18 protein-coding genes are annotated in these 14023 nt (G+C 66.2%); 7 read left to right on the top strand and 11 right to left on the bottom strand.

Annotation, left to right across the window (positions count from 1 at the left end; translation table 11 throughout):
• Positions 1–153 precede the first annotated feature (153 nt).
• From surE to G3N98_RS06315, 3 genes are all read right to left on the bottom strand, one after another.
• Positions 154–933 carry a 5'/3'-nucleotidase SurE gene (gene surE / locus G3N98_RS06325; protein ID WP_206147643.1) on the bottom strand — a complete coding sequence of 260 codons (780 nt, stop codon included), beginning with the start codon at positions 931–933 and terminating at the stop codon, positions 154–156.
• Positions 934–1114: 181 nt separating this feature from the next.
• Positions 1115–1423 carry an AzlD family protein gene (locus G3N98_RS06320; protein WP_011356491.1) on the bottom strand — a complete coding sequence of 103 codons (309 nt, stop codon included), beginning with the start codon at positions 1421–1423 and terminating at the stop codon, positions 1115–1117.
• Entirely contained in the window at positions 1416–2150 is a 735-nt protein-coding gene (locus G3N98_RS06315; protein WP_089463350.1) for an AzlC family ABC transporter permease, read from the bottom strand. The genes G3N98_RS06320 and G3N98_RS06315 overlap by 8 nt, the downstream gene beginning before the upstream one ends.
• Positions 2151–2274: 124 nt before the next feature.
• Here G3N98_RS06315 and G3N98_RS06310 point away from each other — a divergent pair, with 124 nt between their 5' ends.
• The 3 genes from G3N98_RS06310 to G3N98_RS06300 all read left to right on the top strand — a co-directional run bounded on the left by G3N98_RS06310 (position 2275) and on the right by G3N98_RS06300 (position 4373).
• Positions 2275–2733 carry an Lrp/AsnC family transcriptional regulator gene (locus tag G3N98_RS06310; RefSeq protein WP_012365188.1) on the top strand — a complete coding sequence of 153 codons (459 nt, stop codon included), beginning with the start codon at positions 2275–2277 and terminating at the stop codon, positions 2731–2733.
• Between the two features lie 231 nt (positions 2734–2964).
• Complete coding sequence (locus G3N98_RS06305; RefSeq protein WP_206147641.1) at positions 2965–3534, top strand: hypothetical protein; 570 nt, start codon at positions 2965–2967, stop codon at positions 3532–3534.
• Between the two features lie 137 nt (positions 3535–3671).
• Positions 3672–4373: a YebB family permuted papain-like enzyme gene (locus G3N98_RS06300; RefSeq protein ID WP_206147639.1), complete on the top strand. Its 702-nt coding sequence runs from the start codon at positions 3672–3674 to the stop codon at positions 4371–4373.
• A gap of 103 nt (positions 4374–4476) precedes the next feature.
• Here the strand turns inward: G3N98_RS06300 and G3N98_RS39690 are convergent, their stop codons facing one another.
• The 5 genes from G3N98_RS39690 to G3N98_RS06275 form a co-directional block, all read right to left on the bottom strand.
• Entirely contained in the window at positions 4477–4713 is a 237-nt protein-coding gene (locus tag G3N98_RS39690; RefSeq protein WP_241025775.1) for a hypothetical protein, read from the bottom strand.
• A 2-nt stretch (positions 4714–4715) separates the two neighbouring features.
• Positions 4716–5345 carry a LysE family translocator gene (locus G3N98_RS06290; RefSeq protein ID WP_206147638.1) on the bottom strand — a complete coding sequence of 210 codons (630 nt, stop codon included), beginning with the start codon at positions 5343–5345 and terminating at the stop codon, positions 4716–4718.
• Positions 5346–5555: 210 nt separating this feature from the next.
• Positions 5556–6434: a PASTA domain-containing protein gene (locus G3N98_RS06285; RefSeq protein ID WP_206147636.1), complete on the bottom strand. Its 879-nt coding sequence runs from the start codon at positions 6432–6434 to the stop codon at positions 5556–5558.
• A 108-nt stretch (positions 6435–6542) separates the two neighbouring features.
• On the bottom strand, positions 6543–6875 hold the full coding sequence (locus tag G3N98_RS06280) for a DUF2322 family protein (protein ID WP_089463345.1): 333 nt from the start codon (positions 6873–6875) through the stop codon (positions 6543–6545).
• A gap of 198 nt (positions 6876–7073) precedes the next feature.
• The gene (locus tag G3N98_RS06275; protein ID WP_206147635.1) at positions 7074–7775 is read right to left on the bottom strand and encodes a flavin reductase family protein; all 702 of its coding nucleotides are present in this window, start codon (positions 7773–7775) and stop codon (positions 7074–7076) included.
• A 226-nt stretch (positions 7776–8001) separates the two neighbouring features.
• Between G3N98_RS06275 and G3N98_RS06270 the strand changes: the two genes are divergently transcribed.
• Positions 8002–8328: a thioredoxin family protein gene (locus G3N98_RS06270; RefSeq protein ID WP_039369742.1), complete on the top strand. Its 327-nt coding sequence runs from the start codon at positions 8002–8004 to the stop codon at positions 8326–8328.
• A 10-nt stretch (positions 8329–8338) separates the two neighbouring features.
• A complete protein-coding gene (locus G3N98_RS06265) occupies positions 8339–8758 on the top strand; it encodes a secondary thiamine-phosphate synthase enzyme YjbQ (protein WP_206147634.1) in 420 nt (139 codons plus the stop codon).
• A 44-nt stretch (positions 8759–8802) separates the two neighbouring features.
• Here G3N98_RS06265 and atsR read toward each other — a convergent pair whose 3' ends face one another.
• Genes atsR through G3N98_RS06250 form a run of 3 tightly spaced genes read right to left on the bottom strand, consistent with a single transcriptional unit; the run spans position 8803 to position 12038 of the window.
• On the bottom strand, positions 8803–10623 hold the full coding sequence (gene atsR, locus G3N98_RS06260) for a hybrid sensor histidine kinase/response regulator AtsR (protein ID WP_206147633.1): 1821 nt from the start codon (positions 10621–10623) through the stop codon (positions 8803–8805).
• Positions 10620–11123, bottom strand: coding sequence for a molybdopterin-dependent oxidoreductase (locus G3N98_RS06255; protein WP_206147631.1), 504 nt, complete (start codon positions 11121–11123; stop codon positions 10620–10622). Before G3N98_RS06255 ends, atsR begins: the two co-directional genes overlap by 4 nt.
• Before the next feature lie 42 nt (positions 11124–11165).
• Positions 11166–12038 carry a helix-turn-helix domain-containing protein gene (locus G3N98_RS06250; RefSeq protein ID WP_206147627.1) on the bottom strand — a complete coding sequence of 291 codons (873 nt, stop codon included), beginning with the start codon at positions 12036–12038 and terminating at the stop codon, positions 11166–11168.
• Between the two features lie 360 nt (positions 12039–12398).
• Here G3N98_RS06250 and G3N98_RS06245 point away from each other — a divergent pair, with 360 nt between their 5' ends.
• Positions 12399–12986, top strand: coding sequence for an SEL1-like repeat protein (locus G3N98_RS06245; RefSeq protein ID WP_089463341.1), 588 nt, complete (start codon positions 12399–12401; stop codon positions 12984–12986).
• A gap of 121 nt (positions 12987–13107) precedes the next feature.
• On the top strand, positions 13108–13935 hold the full coding sequence (locus G3N98_RS06240; protein WP_089497903.1) for a hypothetical protein: 828 nt from the start codon (positions 13108–13110) through the stop codon (positions 13933–13935).
• Positions 13936–14023 lie beyond the last annotated feature (88 nt).

Raw genomic sequence — 14023 nt, 5'->3', positions numbered from 1 at the left:
GAAGCGGAGAAGCGGAGAAGCGGAGAAGCGGAGAAGCGGAGAAGCGGAGAAGCGGAGAAGCGGAGAAGCGGTAATGCAGTGAAGCGGCCGCGAACCCGCGCGCAGATGTCACCTGCGCGACCACCGCGACCGCTTGCTTGCCTAGCGACGCGATCAGCCGAGCCGCGACCGCAGTTGCGCGAGTGCCTGATCGTGCGTGCGCTCGAATTTCAGCGGCGTGACGGCGACATACCCGTCACCCAGCGCGACCGTTTCCGAATCCGCATCGTCGTCCCGCGGCGCGCGCGAGAGCTTCAGCCAGTGATACTCGAGGTCGCGCGGGTCGCGCCCCGACACGATCTCGACGCCCTGCAGCGTACCGGCGCCCTGGTTCGTCACCTTGAGTCCACGCACGTCCTGCGCGGGCCGCGGCGGGAAATTCACGTTCAGGCACGCGTCGCTGTCCCAGCCCGCGGCCACGAGCCGGCGAATGACGTCCGGCGCAAGCGTGCGTGCCGTGTCCCACGGCACTGCGTTGCGATCGATGAAGGCCTGACTCAGCGCGATGGCCGGCACGCCGACCAGCATGCTCGTCATCGCGGCGCCCACCGTGCCGGAAAACACCGTTTCGGTGCCGAGGTTCCCGCCGCGATTCACGCCGGACAGCACGATGTCGGGCCGTGCGCCCTTCATCAGGTGGCTGATCGCGATCGCGACGCAATCGCCGGGCGTGCCGCGCACCGCGAAGCGGCGCTCGCCCTTGCGATGCACGCGCAGCGGTTCGTGCAGGCTCAGCGAGTGCGACGTGCCGCTCTGGTCTTCCGCCGGCGCGACGATCCACACTTCGCGCGCCAGTTGCGTGGCGACGTGTTCGAGCACGTCAAGGCCGGGGGCGTCGATTCCGTCGTCGTTGGTGAGCAGGACGCGGTCGAACAGCGGGCGGGTTTCTTGCATCGGGACGATCCTCGCGGAGTTGGGCAATGAGAGGGGAATGCAGCGTGGCGCAAGCCACAAGGCTAGCATTCCCGCGTGAGGATCGTCGTGTCGCGCGGTGGGCGCGAATGTGAAAACGGGCGCATCGCGCGCCCGTTCGTCGGTGTTCGTGCCGCGGGTGTGCGCGGCGGGTCGGAACCGCTCAGCCGAGCAGGTGCCGCAGCAGGCCGGCCGACACGACGCCGACGATGACGGTCGGCAGGATCGACAGGCGCGTCGCCGCGATCAGCGTGATGGCCAGCGCCAGCAGGTCGGCCGGGCGCGTCGACACGAAGGCCGGCGCGATCACCGAGATCAGCACGCAGCCGGGCACGTTCTCCATCACCGACGCCATCCGCGGGCTCAGCGTGCGGTTGCGCAGCAGCACGTAGCCGAGGATGCGCGACAGATAGGTGGTCGACGCCATCAGCACGATCGTCGCGACCGTACTGAAATCCGGGAAATCAGGCATCGCGCGGCTCCCACAGCAGCGCGGCGATCAGCCCCGCGCAGGCGCCGGCCGCGACGTACCATGCGCCGGGCACGGCCAGGTGCGTGGCCGCCGCGACCACGAGGCTCACGAACCACGGGCGGCTCGCGCGCATCCCTTTCCACATCCCGCGCAGCAGCACCAGAAACACGGCCGTGAACGCCATGTCGAAGCCATATTGCTCGATGTTGCCGATCGTCGGGCCGACGGCCGCGCCGAGCGTGGTCATCGAGATCCACGTCAGGTAGAGCCCCATGCAGATGCCTGCGTAATAGGGCACGCTGATGTGCGTGGCCGAGCGGGCCCGGGCGTCGGCGAGCGACATCGCCCAGCTTTCGTCGCACATGAAGAACAGTGCGAAGAACGCGCGGCGGCGCGGCAGGCGGCGGATATACGGTTCGAATGCGGCGCCCATCAGGATGTGGCGCGAATTCACGAGGAACGACATCGCGACGATCAGCGCGATGTGCGGCGGCGACGACCACAGATGGATCGCCGCGAATTCGGAGCCGCCGCCGAAGTTCATGCCGGTCATCATCGGCACTTCGAACAGGCTCAGCCCTTTCTGCGCGGCCTGCGCACCCAGCACGAGCGCGAACGGCACGAAACCCAGCATGACGGGCAGCGCCGCGCGCAAACCGCGACCCATCTCGGCGACATAGGCGGGCTTGTCGCGAAGCCCGGACGACGTTGAAACGCTACTGCTCATTACTCCTCCTTCGGGGGAGGAATTGTCTGCTTTTTTGACTCGAATCGGGTTGCGTTGTGGCCAGATTTTTCTCAGAATTTGGCATTGAACGCGTGATTTGAAAATTTTTTGGAATCGGATGCCAATGAAACTTGACGCCATCGACCGCCGGATCCTGAGCGCGCTCCAGCGCGACGGCCGCATGCAGAACGTGGAGCTCGCGCACGAGGTCGGGCTGTCGCCGTCGCCGTGCCTGCGGCGCGTGCGCCTCCTCGAGGAAGCCGGCGTGATCGAGAAATACGTGGCCGTGCTGAATCCCGCGAAAGTCGGCAAGGGGCTGACGATCTTCACGCGCGTGTGGCTGAAGGGGCAGGACGCGGAATCGGTGAACCGTTTCGCGGAGGCCGTCCAGCAGATGCCGGAAGTCGTCGAATGCCACCTGATGGCGGGCGACTGCGATTTCCTGCTGCGCGTCGTCGCGGCCGACATCGACGATTACCGGCGCTTCCAGATGGAAACCCTCACGCGTATTCCGGGCGTGCTGAGCGTGAAGACCGACATCCCGATGCAGAAGGTCAAGCTCACGTCGGCGCTCCCGACCTAGCGTGACGCGAGTGCATGGCCACGCGACGACGACGGGTCGACGAGCGGTCACGGCTCGGTGACAATCGTCCGATAGACTGACGAATCACGCTGCTTCGAACCTGTCGCCCGAGTGGTCGCGCGACGTTCGATGCGCAAGCAACTAACGGTCAATGTCGACGCAATCGGGCAGGCGGCGCTGCGCGCCGGGTCGTGCGTCGGCGCGAATGCGTTATTTCTTGTCGAGCCATTCATGCAGCCAATCAACAATCCGTGGAATTCGCTGGAAATCGTCAAGCTCGTGCTGGGCGTGCTGACGCCGTTGTCGGTCGCGTGCCTCGGCTGGCTCGTCGCACGCCGGCTGAAGCGGCTCGAACTCGTGCAGTGGACCAACCAGCGATTGATCGAGAAGCGGCTCGCGCTGTACGACGCGGTCGCGCCGCAGCTCAATGCGCTGCTGTGCTTCTACACGTGGATCGGCTACTGGAAGGACATCTCGCCGGACGACGTGATCCGCGCGAAGCGCGACCTCGACCGCACGTTCCATATCTACCGCTACCTGTTCGACGACGACGTGTACGACGCGTATCACACGTACATCCACGCGCTGTTCGACGTGCATACGGGCCCGGGCCGCGATGCGCGGATCCGTTCGCTGGTCCAGGCGCCCGACGGCGATCGCAGCGTGCACGGCTCGTATGAATGGAAGCCGGCGTGGTCGGACCGTTTCGCGACGGCGAATGTCGTGCCGAAGGACGACGTGCTGCGGTACTACACACAGTTGATGGAGCGGCTGCGCGTGGCGCTGGGTGCGACGCGCTGAACGAAGCGCGGCGGTACGCGCACGGGTATCGAAATCCGCCACCCGGCGGCGCGGATACCCGCCCTTGCGCAAGAAGCGGATGCGGCGCGCGGCGGCGGCTGACATGCTCGCGCCATCCCCACTCGCGCGAGGTCCGTATGCGTGTCGATACCGGCTGCCAGCCGCTCATGATCCGTTCGCCGGAAGCGGGCCGGCGGCGTCTCTTCTCCGTGGGTTCACACGTTCCGCATGACATGCCGCTGCCGATCGAGCCCGAGATCGGCGACATCGTCTTCATCCGCGTGACCGTGCGGCCGTTTCTCGAAGTGGCGAGCGCGACGCGTTCGTGGACGAATCACGTCGGGATCGTCGTCGGCGAGCGCGGCGGTGAGCCGTTGATTGCGGAGAGCACGTTTCCGCTTTCGCGCGTCACGACGATGTCGCGGTTTCTTGCACGCTCCGATCGCGGCGCGTGCGTGATCGCGCGGCTGAAGCAGCCGCTCGATGCCGCGCAGCGGCGCCGGCTCGTTGACGCGGCGATGCGCCGGATCGGCGTGGTCTACGACACGGGGTTCAATCTTGCGTCGCGCCGGCAATTTTGCTCGCGGTTCGTGCGCGAAGTCGTGCGCGATGCGACGCGGATCGTGCTCGGCGACGTCGAGACCTTCGACATGCTGCTGCGCCGGAATCCCGATCATCCGCTCGGCTTCTGGAGGATCTGGTACTTCGGCCGGATTCCGTGGCGCCGCCGCACGGTGACGCCGGCGAGTTTGCTCGATAGCGCGGCGTTGAGGGTCGTGGCGGATACGCGCAAGCACGTTGAAAACGTGTCCGAAGGTGACGATCCGGATAGCGTCTGACTCAAGCGAGCGAGGCCACGAACCTTTTGTCACCGACCGATGCCTGCTTGAGCAGCGTATCGAGTGACGGCGCACGCCGGCTCGCCACGAACGCGAGCCGGTGTTACTCCGCAGTGGGCGCGCTCGGTTCCGTGTCTTCCACGATATCGGTCGGCGCTACGCCGGCCGCTCGCCGCGCGGCAAGCATTGCGTCGAGCGCTGCAAATTCCTCGCGGTTCAGTCGTTCGTATTCAGCGCGCAACTCGGGGTCGGACAATGCGCGTTTGCGCAGATCTTCATACGTTCCCATATCAAACCTCATCAATTCGATTGCACCGGCGCGATTCCCCGGCAGATTCACGATTACTGCCGCCCCGCCACCGCCAACCGCGCCGCCAGCCCCACGAACACCGAGCCGAGCAGATATTGCGGCAGCTTCGACGGGCGGCGACGCGCGCCGATCCGCTGGCTCAGCCGGCTCGCGGACAATATGACCGCACCGTTCACGACGAGGCCGATCAGGTTCAGCACCGTCGCGAGCACGAGAATCTGCACGGCGATCGAACCGTGTTCGGGCCGTACGAACTGCGGAAACAGCGCGAGCACGAACAGCGCCATCTTTGGGTTCAGCAGGTTCGTCGTCAGCCCCTGGCGGAAGATCGCCGCGCTCGAGTGGCGTCGCGGCGACGCGACGGGCGACAGTGCGGTCGCATCCGAACGGAATGTCTTCCACGCGAGATACAGCAGATAGGCGGCGCCCGCGAAGCGCACGGCGTCATAGGCGAGCGGCACCGCGAAGAGCTGCGACAGCCCGAGCGCTGCCGCCAGCGCGTGGCAATAGGTGCCGGCCTGGATGCCCGCGAGCGTCGCGAAGCCTGCACGCCGGCCCTGGCTCACGCTGCGGGACGCGATCAGCAGCATGTCGGGGCCCGGCGTGGCGGTCAGCGCGAGACACGCGCCGGAGAACAGTGCGAGCGTGGAGAGGTCGATCATGGGCGTCCCTTTTGTGGATGAAGCGTAAAAGGGAGGTCAGTTTAGGAGGGCGCGCGAGGCCGGTCAATCGAACGAACGGACGATGGTCTGGCGGGTTGTCGAGGTCGATCGTCAACGCGAGTGCGCTGCCTTTGGCGCGCACGTTAGTTCCCGACGCAGCTTCAATGGCACACACCGATGCAGCGCGTGCGTGCGCGACCGCCGCATCGTTCAACGCTTGCGGCAAGCCACCTGATAATCGATCACGGTGTTTGCGGACGGCTTGTCCGGCTCGCCGCCGACCGTCGTCACGCCGAGCACGCCGGCCGCACTCCGGTAGCGCAGCGCGCAATAGCCCATGCCGGTGCCCGAACATGCTTCGGCTTCGATGATGCCGTGCTTCGCGAGCGTCGCCGCGCCGTCCATCGCATCCGGTTTCTCGCGCGGGCGCAGCGGTTGCCAGCCTTTCGCGGTCAGGATGCGGCGCGCGACGTCGAGCGGCTTGCCGTACACGTTGGGCACGACCGCGCGGCCCTGGCAGTATGTGCTTTCAGCCGCGACGCCGGTCAAGCGCAGGCCACCGTTCTCTTCATGCAACTCGCCGACGGGCGGCGCCGGGCCGTCGCCGCCCCAGATCAGCAGCGCGCCGTTTTCCAGCCGATCGGCCGTGCCGAGTTGCCAGCCCGCCTTGCGCGCCGTGTAGCCGAGCGCGACGAGCGTCGTGCCGTCGAACACGCCGACGTTGCCGTTGCGCGCGAAACAGATTGCGCTCGTGCCGGCACTGAATCCGCTCGCGAACGTGACGACCGTGTAGCGGCCGAGCGGTGCTTCTGAAGTCACGATCCAGTTGCGCTTCGCGACTTCACGGCCGGCCGCGGTGGTCGTCTTCGCGCGGTATTGCGTGCAGAACGAGTCTAGCGAACCGTTCTCCGGCGAGGGCGGCAGCACGCCGCGCGGCACCAGCGACGCACCGGCGATATCGGAGGTTGTACGCAGCGTGTCGGCCGACGCCGTGCTGCCGAGCGCGGCACATGCGACGGCTGCGATCGACAAGATCGACACGCTCGACGCAAGACGGCGGGCAAACGGCAACGTAACGAAACGGGACACTTAGGTGGTCTCCGGGGAAAGGGGGACGGGCGCGATGATCTCGGGTTTGCACCCGCGTATCACGATCGCGCGAACCGGCCGGCAGCGCACCCGCGTGTCACTGTCGGCTCAACCCTTCGCGACGACGTCGATCCTCAGCGCTTCGCCGCCGTCGACGATGGCCAGCAGGCGATCGACGTTCGGATGCGCGCCCGGGCGGTTGCGTGCGTCGGCCGTATGTTCGGCGAACACCGCGAGGCCGTGCTCGGCGGCTTTTGCGTCGAGCGTGCCGAATGCCTGCTTCAGGTAGTGGTACACCGCGAGCGAGCCTTGCTTGCCCGGCTGGTTCTCGATGGTCGCGACCACGTCGCCGTTCGCGCCGACGAGATCGATGCGCGCGACGCCGTCGATGGCCGGCAGTTGCGCGAGGTTGTCCTTGAATACTGGGGTCGGTTGAATCACTGAAAACACTCCGTCGGTTCGGTCAGGGGCCAATGAGCTTGGCCGGCCGTATCTTATCCGATCGGCCTTTGCGCACCGGCCGGCACACGGGCGCCGGCCGTGCGCCACGCCAGCGCCGGGCTATCGTCCGGCGGCAAGGATGCGGCTCAGGCATACGCGGTCGTTGCCCCAACGTGCCGGCCATCGCGCTCCACGCCACTACCGCCCCGCGCCGGCCGGCACGGCCGCATCACGCGAGCGCTCGATGTCCGGGCTGCGATATGCGCGCTCGGGAATCTCGGCGAGCCGCGAGGCATGCACCTGATGCGGCGTCAGGCCGTAAAATTTCTGGAAGCTCATGATCAGCGGCGACCACTTGTCCGGATCGATGCGGTCCGCATGCCCATCCATCAGCAGGTCGGGATGCACGTGCACGCGCTGGATGCGCAACTCGAACACGCGGATGTGGCCGCGCACGTCGGGCGTTTCCTCGCCGATCCCATGCGTGGCCGCGACGACCGCTTCCATATGCACCGGGCATTCGAGCGCACGCGGCGGCGCGACGGTTTGCGACGCCGCCTCGGTGAGCCCGGCCGTGCCGAATTTGTCGGGTTCGTACACGTAGCCCTTCGCGCGCTTGCCGTCCGGCACCGGGCAGGTGCCCGTCGTGCGCGCGATCCGGTCGACCGCGTGCGCCTGTGCCGACGACGGCAGGTTCAGCACGCATTCGCCGGTGCGCAGCAGGTTGCGGGTGGTCTGTGAACTGGCGGCGATGCCGATCACGCCGCGCCAGCCGAGCCAGAACGCGGACGAGATCGGCGCGAGATTGGCCGTGCCGTCTTCGTTCAGCGTGCTGACCAGCACGACGGGCGTGCCGAAATAGAGGATGTTCGGTTCGGTGACGCAATGCGGAGCGTTCATGATCGGTGCCTTCGTTGAGGGATCAGTCCGCATGCTGATCCTGTCGCGACGGCGTGGCGCTCCGAATCTTGTCGTGTCATTCCAGCAGCGGCAGGAACGGCATTTGCGTCGGGCAGGACCGCCCGGCATCGCGCGCGCTTTTCCGCTACAGTAGGAGATCGCAGGCCGCGCCCGCCGCGTCACACGGGCACGCGCGGCCTGTTCCGCCAACGCACACGAGGGCCCGATGGATACCGAGCAACGCTACACCGCCAACGCGCCGACGCGCGCGGAAGTCGACGCACTGGGCGGCCCGACCGTCATCGAATTCGGCGCGAACTGGTGCGGGATTTGCGCAGGCGCGCAACCGGCGATCGTCGCGTCGTTTTCCGCGCATCCTGCCGTGCGGCACCTGAAGATCGAGGATGGCCCGGGCCGCCCGCTCGGCCGCTCGTTCGGCGTGAAGCTGTGGCCCACCCTGGTGTTCCTGCGCGATGGTGTCGAAGTCGCGCGCGTCGTGCGCCCCGCCGACGCGAAGCAGATCGAAGCCGACGGCTTCGCTGCGCTGGCCTGAGGTCACGACGATGCAACAGGCGATCACGCATATCGGCATCGACACGCGCGGCAGCGGCCTCGTCGAATTCACGTCGCAGGTGCGCGCGTTCGTCGACCAGCAGGCCATCAGCACCGGCCTGCTCACCGTGTTCTGTCGCCATACCTCGGCATCGCTGCTGATCCAGGAGAATGCCGATGCGTCGGTGCAGCGCGACATCGAGCGCTACTTCGCGACGCTCGCGCCCGAGGACGCCACGCGCTACGAGCACGACACCGAAGGCAGCGACGACATGCCGGCGCATCTGCGCACGGCGCTCACGCAGGTGCAATTGTCGATCCCGGTCGAGCAGGGGCGCATGGTGCTCGGCACGTGGCAGGGGATCTACCTGTTCGAGCATCGCCGCGCGGCGCACCGCCGCGATATCGTGCTGCACCTGATCGGCGAGTAAGCGGCAACAAGCGGCAACAAGCGGCGCATCGCCGGCACACCGGCTCAGGCGAGCAGCTTCTCGACGAGCGTGCCGAGTTCGCGCAGGTGGACGGGCTTCGGCAGGAATGCGTCGAACACCTGCTTGTTTTCGCGCAGCGCGGCCGATTCATATGCGCTGACACCGAGGATCGCCGGATGCCGGCCGTCGTCGTCGGGTACCGCGACTGTACGAATGCGCCGCGCGACTTCGAAGCCGCTCAAGTCCGGCAGCTCGAGATCGATCACGACGATGTCGTAATGGCCCGTGCCGAAGCGCGCGACGCCTTCCTGCCCGGTGCCGCACAGATCGGCGTCGATGCCGAGCGCCGACAGCATCGCACCGAGCGTTTCGCGCGCGTTGTCGTCGTCGTCGACCACCAGCGCGCGCCGGTCGCGGTGCACGGATGCGTGCGGCAGCGCGAGCGCGTCGCCGGCCGCGTGGCCGGCGGTGTCGATGCCCGGCACTTCGGCCGGCAGCGTCACGACGAACTCGCTGCCTTCGCCCACGACGCTGCGCACGTCCACATGCCCGCGCAGCGTCGTCACGATTTCGCGCACGACGGCGAGCCCCATGCCGATCCCGTCCACATGCAGCCCGACCGCGTCGTTCGCGCGATAGAACGGCTCGAAGATCTTCGACAGGTGCGGCTTCGCGATGCCGGCGCCCGTGTCGCGCACCGCGATCTTCAATTGCGGGCCGGCCGGCGCGTCGGCGAGCGTGATCGACACGTCGATCGACCCGCCGAGCGTGTACTTGACCGAGTTCTCGATCAGGTTCGACAGCACCTGGCGCAGCAGCTTGCGATCCGAACGGATCGTGAGGTCGTGCGGCTCGACCTGCTGCGCGATCGCGATCCGCTTGGCCGCGATCTTCTCGCGCAATGGATCGAGCACCTCGGCGAGCAGCGACGCCATGCCGACGGTTTCCCGCTCGGCGAGGCGCTTCGTCGAGCGCAGCTTGATGTAGTCGGTCAGATCCTTGACGAGCGCCTCGAGCGACAGCGCGGAATTCTGCAGCCGCCGGATCGTCTTCAGGTTCGCCTCCGACTGCGGGCGCGCGAGCAGGATCTCGACCGAACCGCAGATCGCCTGCAGCGGCGTGCGCAACTCGTGGCTGACCATCCCGAGGAACGCGTTCTTCGCCTCGATCATTTCGAACGCGCGGTCGGACGCCTTGCGTTCCGCGTCGAGCGCCGCGTCCTGCCGCTCGAGCAGGTCGTCACGCGTGCGCATCGTATAGAACAGCAGCAGGAACAGCGCGCACAGGATCACGCCGAGCACGATGCCGAGGATCAGGATCGCGCGCTGCTTCTCCTTCAGCTGATGGAACGTGAAGTCGCGCTGTGCCATCTCGATCGCGCGGAAATAGTTCGCGAGGCCGTTGACCTTCGGCCAGTACGCATTGACTTCGTCGATGACCTGCTGCGCGCTTTTCGGCGAATCGCGCAGCAACGGCACTTCGCGCTTCAGGCGCGTCATGAATTCGCCGAGCGCGTCGATCTCGTTGCACGCGCGCGGGATGCGCAGCCAGTATTCGGATACTTCCGACGGCCGCTGCAGAAAGCCGAACGACACCGACAGGCTGTCGAGCTGCATCTGCACGTGATTGAAGTCGTCGTCCTGGTGCGTCGCGTAGAGGATCAATTGCCGGTCGAACCGCGTATAGACGTTGCGGTATTGCGCGGCGGTCCAGAACACGCCTTCGCGCGGCCCTTCGAGCACGCCCTCGTTGACCGAGGTGGCGAGGAGGTCCCACAGCAGGAACGCCCACGCGGCGAACCCCATGATCCACAGCGCGCCGAGGACCAGGATGATTTTTCTATTTTTCCATCGCCGGCGTTTCATTTCACCGTCAGGCCGATGATCTGCCACGCGAACTTGGCTTCGCCGAGCGGCGTCTTCAGTTCATCGGGATACTGGTCGCGCGGGTACATGATCCACAGCGGGCCGTAGTTGTCGTTGCCGAGCACCTTGCCGTTCATCGTCCGTGCGAGGATCACGCCGTAGCGATCGGCGTCGGACACCGGAATCGTGAACGTGTACTCGTCGATGCAGCGGAACTCGATCTGCGTGCCGTGCGCGCCGACGGTCTTCAGGATGTCGGACAGGCGCGGGCCGGTGAAGGCCGCCTTCGGCGTCCAGCTCGTCGACGTGACGATCGTGTGCTGCGGCAGCGCCATCAGCGCCTGCTCGGAAAACACGTACGCCGTCTTGCCCTGCTGGTTGTGCTTGTCGATCTTGCCGTCGACGGTGAACGTAAACGACGAAGCGGCCCAGGCCGCGGCGGCCATGCCGAGCAGGCAGGCCGTCAGCAGGCGCTTGGTCCAGATGGTCGAGATTCGCATGGGTTGCCCTCGGTCGTGCGGTGGTGATGTGTCGTTGTGGTCTCAGTTCGCGGCGGCCGTGGCCGGCAGCGTGATCTTCAGTTCGCGCGCCACTTCGGCGAACAGGATCGGCAGGCGCACCGGCTTTTCCTCGCAGCGCGCGTTGTAGTGCGACACGATGTGCGCGATTTCGTCCTCGCTGGCTTCGCCGGTCGAGATCTTGCCGGTCAGCAGGAAGATCGGCGCGCCGCTGTTCTCGCTCGAGCGGATGCCGCGCACGAGTTCGGCGGCGGTCTGGTCGCCGAGCATCCAGTCGAGGATGTAGCCGTCGAAATCCTCGACCTCCAGTGCCTTGCGGAACGCCGCGCCGTCGAAGTACGGAATCGCGTTCACGCCTTTCTCGATGAAATATTCACATACCGTTTCGGCGACATCCTGCGAATCGTCCACCACGGCGATGCGCGCCGCATACACGTTCGGCTGGGCCGAGCGCAACTCGATGACGTCGACCGGATACGTGCGGCCCTCGCGCGCGTGCTGACGCTCGGTGATCAGCCATTCGCCCTGCCACTGCAGCGCGACGAAATCCGTTTCGCTCTGGCTGCTGGCCTTGGTCGAGATCGCGGCGCGGCAGCGAAAGCGCCGCGACTCGATCACGAGCGTCGCGTCGATCATCTCGGCGGCGGGCGGCTGCGTGCCCTTGTCGTCGAGCAGGATCGCGGGCGGCACGCCGAAGTGCGTCGCGATGTCCTGCAACTGCGACAGGTTCCACGGGATCAGGCCTTTCATCTTGCGCGTGACGACCGAGAAGCTCAGGCCGAGCACGTTCGCGATCGTCGTGTTGTGACTTCGCGGCGGAATCCCGTTCCGGTTCAGTAGGTCGCGCACCTTGTTGGCGGTGATCAGATCGACGTTGGCCTGCTCGCTGTTGGGCATCTCGATGGGGTCTCCAGGGGTTTTTGGCGAGGGTGAGCATATCAAAACTGACGCGTCATGCAAGCTTTGAAAAAGCGAATGACCTTGACATGCCATTTTTCTTCATTATTATTGCTCACCACGTCACTATTGTTTGTCGCGTCATGTTTGGAGATCGATGCCGGCCACCGCCGGAACATCGAAAAGCGACCGCAAGGAAGCAGTGACGGAACGATTCGAAGAGAGAACCTGAGAGAGCCTTGGAGTGCGTGTCGGCGTCGGCGGATTGTATCCGTTGCGCCGCACGCCGCCGGGTACGAGCTCGCGGGGGTGGGATAGCTCGAAGAATTGCGGCGCCAATAAAACCTGAGGAAAGTAACAATGTACCGCCGTTTGATCGCATCGGGGCTGCTGTTGCTATTGGCCGCGTGCGCGCAGGATCCGTCCCTCACCAGCAACACGGTGCGGATCTGCGACGACACCGGCTGTTCCGACCGTCCTAAAGATCAGGTCTCCTATCAAAAGAGGGACGATTCGGAAGACCAGGAAAGCCCGCGCATCGCTGCGCTGAAGCAGACCGCGAAGACCCAGCCGAAGGCCGCCTACGACCTCGGCCTGCGCTATTTCCGCGGTGACGGCGTGCGCCAGGACAGCTACCAGGCACTCAAGTGGATGCGCGAGGCCGCCGAGCGTGGCGACCTGCAGGCGCAGAAGGCGCTCGGCAGTTTCTACCTGTTCGGCCTCGAGGAAATGGGCTCCGATGCGCGCGAAGCGGAGAAGTGGCTGTCGATCGCGGCCGGCCGCGGCGACAAGGAGTCGAAGAAGCTGCTCGATCTGGCGCGCAAGGCCAAGAAGGAAGACGAAGAAGACTGGAAATGGCGCACGGAATGGCGTGATCGCTATTACGGCTACTGGTACTCGGGCTATCCGTACTACGGCGTCTGGCAGCAGACGTACTGGTACTACTGACCGGGCCTGAAGCAACGGGGGCAGCAGCGGGGAGACCACCATCGCGCGCCAGCCGGGGGGCTTATCGAAGTTCGCACGAACACATAAGCCGAACAACGACTCTAAATCGATCGACAACGACATGAAGACCATCCTTTCCCAACGTCTCACTCAAGGTGCGCTGGTGGCAGCGCTTTGCGCGTCCGTGGCAGGCTGCGGCGGCGTGGTGACGCCCGGCGGCCAGAACGCGGGCGTGACCGGTGCCGCCGCGGGCGGCGCGAGCGCCGGCGCCGATTCACAGCTGCAGCGCTGCACGTCGCCGCTCGGCACGATCGCCGTCGATGACGGCCGCAACGCCGACTGGTGGGGCCCGTTCGGCAGCGCGACCAAGGTGACGAGCATCGACCCGCTGCTGCGCCTGGCGGTGCAGCAGTCGAACTGCTTCGTGATCACGTCGATCGGCAACCAGAAGAGCGACGCGCGCCTGTCGCGCATCACGCAGTTGCAGCGCAACTCGGGCGAGTACCGCGCGGGCTCGAAGCAGCAGAAGGGCCAGCGTGTCGCGGCCGACTATTACATGGAACCGCAGATCGTCATCAACGATTCGCCGATCGGCGGCATCGGCAGCATGATCGGCGGGCTGATCGGCAACAGCGCGGTGGCCGCGGTAGCGGGCCATCTGCAGACGAAGGCGTCGGTCGTGACGCTGACGCTGTTCGACGTGCGCTCGGCGGTGCAGATCGCGGCGTCGGAAGGCAGCTCGACGGCGACGAACTACGGCGCGGCGCTGGGCGGCTTCGGCGGCGGCGTAGGTGGTGGGCTCGCCGGTTTCTCGACGACGCCGGAAGGCAAGGCGACGGTCGTTGCGTTCATCGATGCGTGGAACAAGATGGTCGTCGCGCTGCGCAGCTACAAGGCGCAGGACGTCAAGGGCGGCCTCGGCCGCGGTGGCCAGCTCCAGGTCAACTGACGTCCACGGGCCGGCGGTGCGCCGCCGGCCGATTCCTGATTCGTGATGCTTGACTGTCCGTGCGCGCGGCGTGATCCGCGCGTGCCGG

This window comes from Burkholderia sp. Tr-20390, from assembly GCF_017104595.1.
Lineage (GTDB): Bacteria > Pseudomonadota > Gammaproteobacteria > Burkholderiales > Burkholderiaceae > Burkholderia.
Note: the sequence above shows the minus strand (reverse complement) of the source record. Positions and strands in the feature narration are given on the sequence as shown.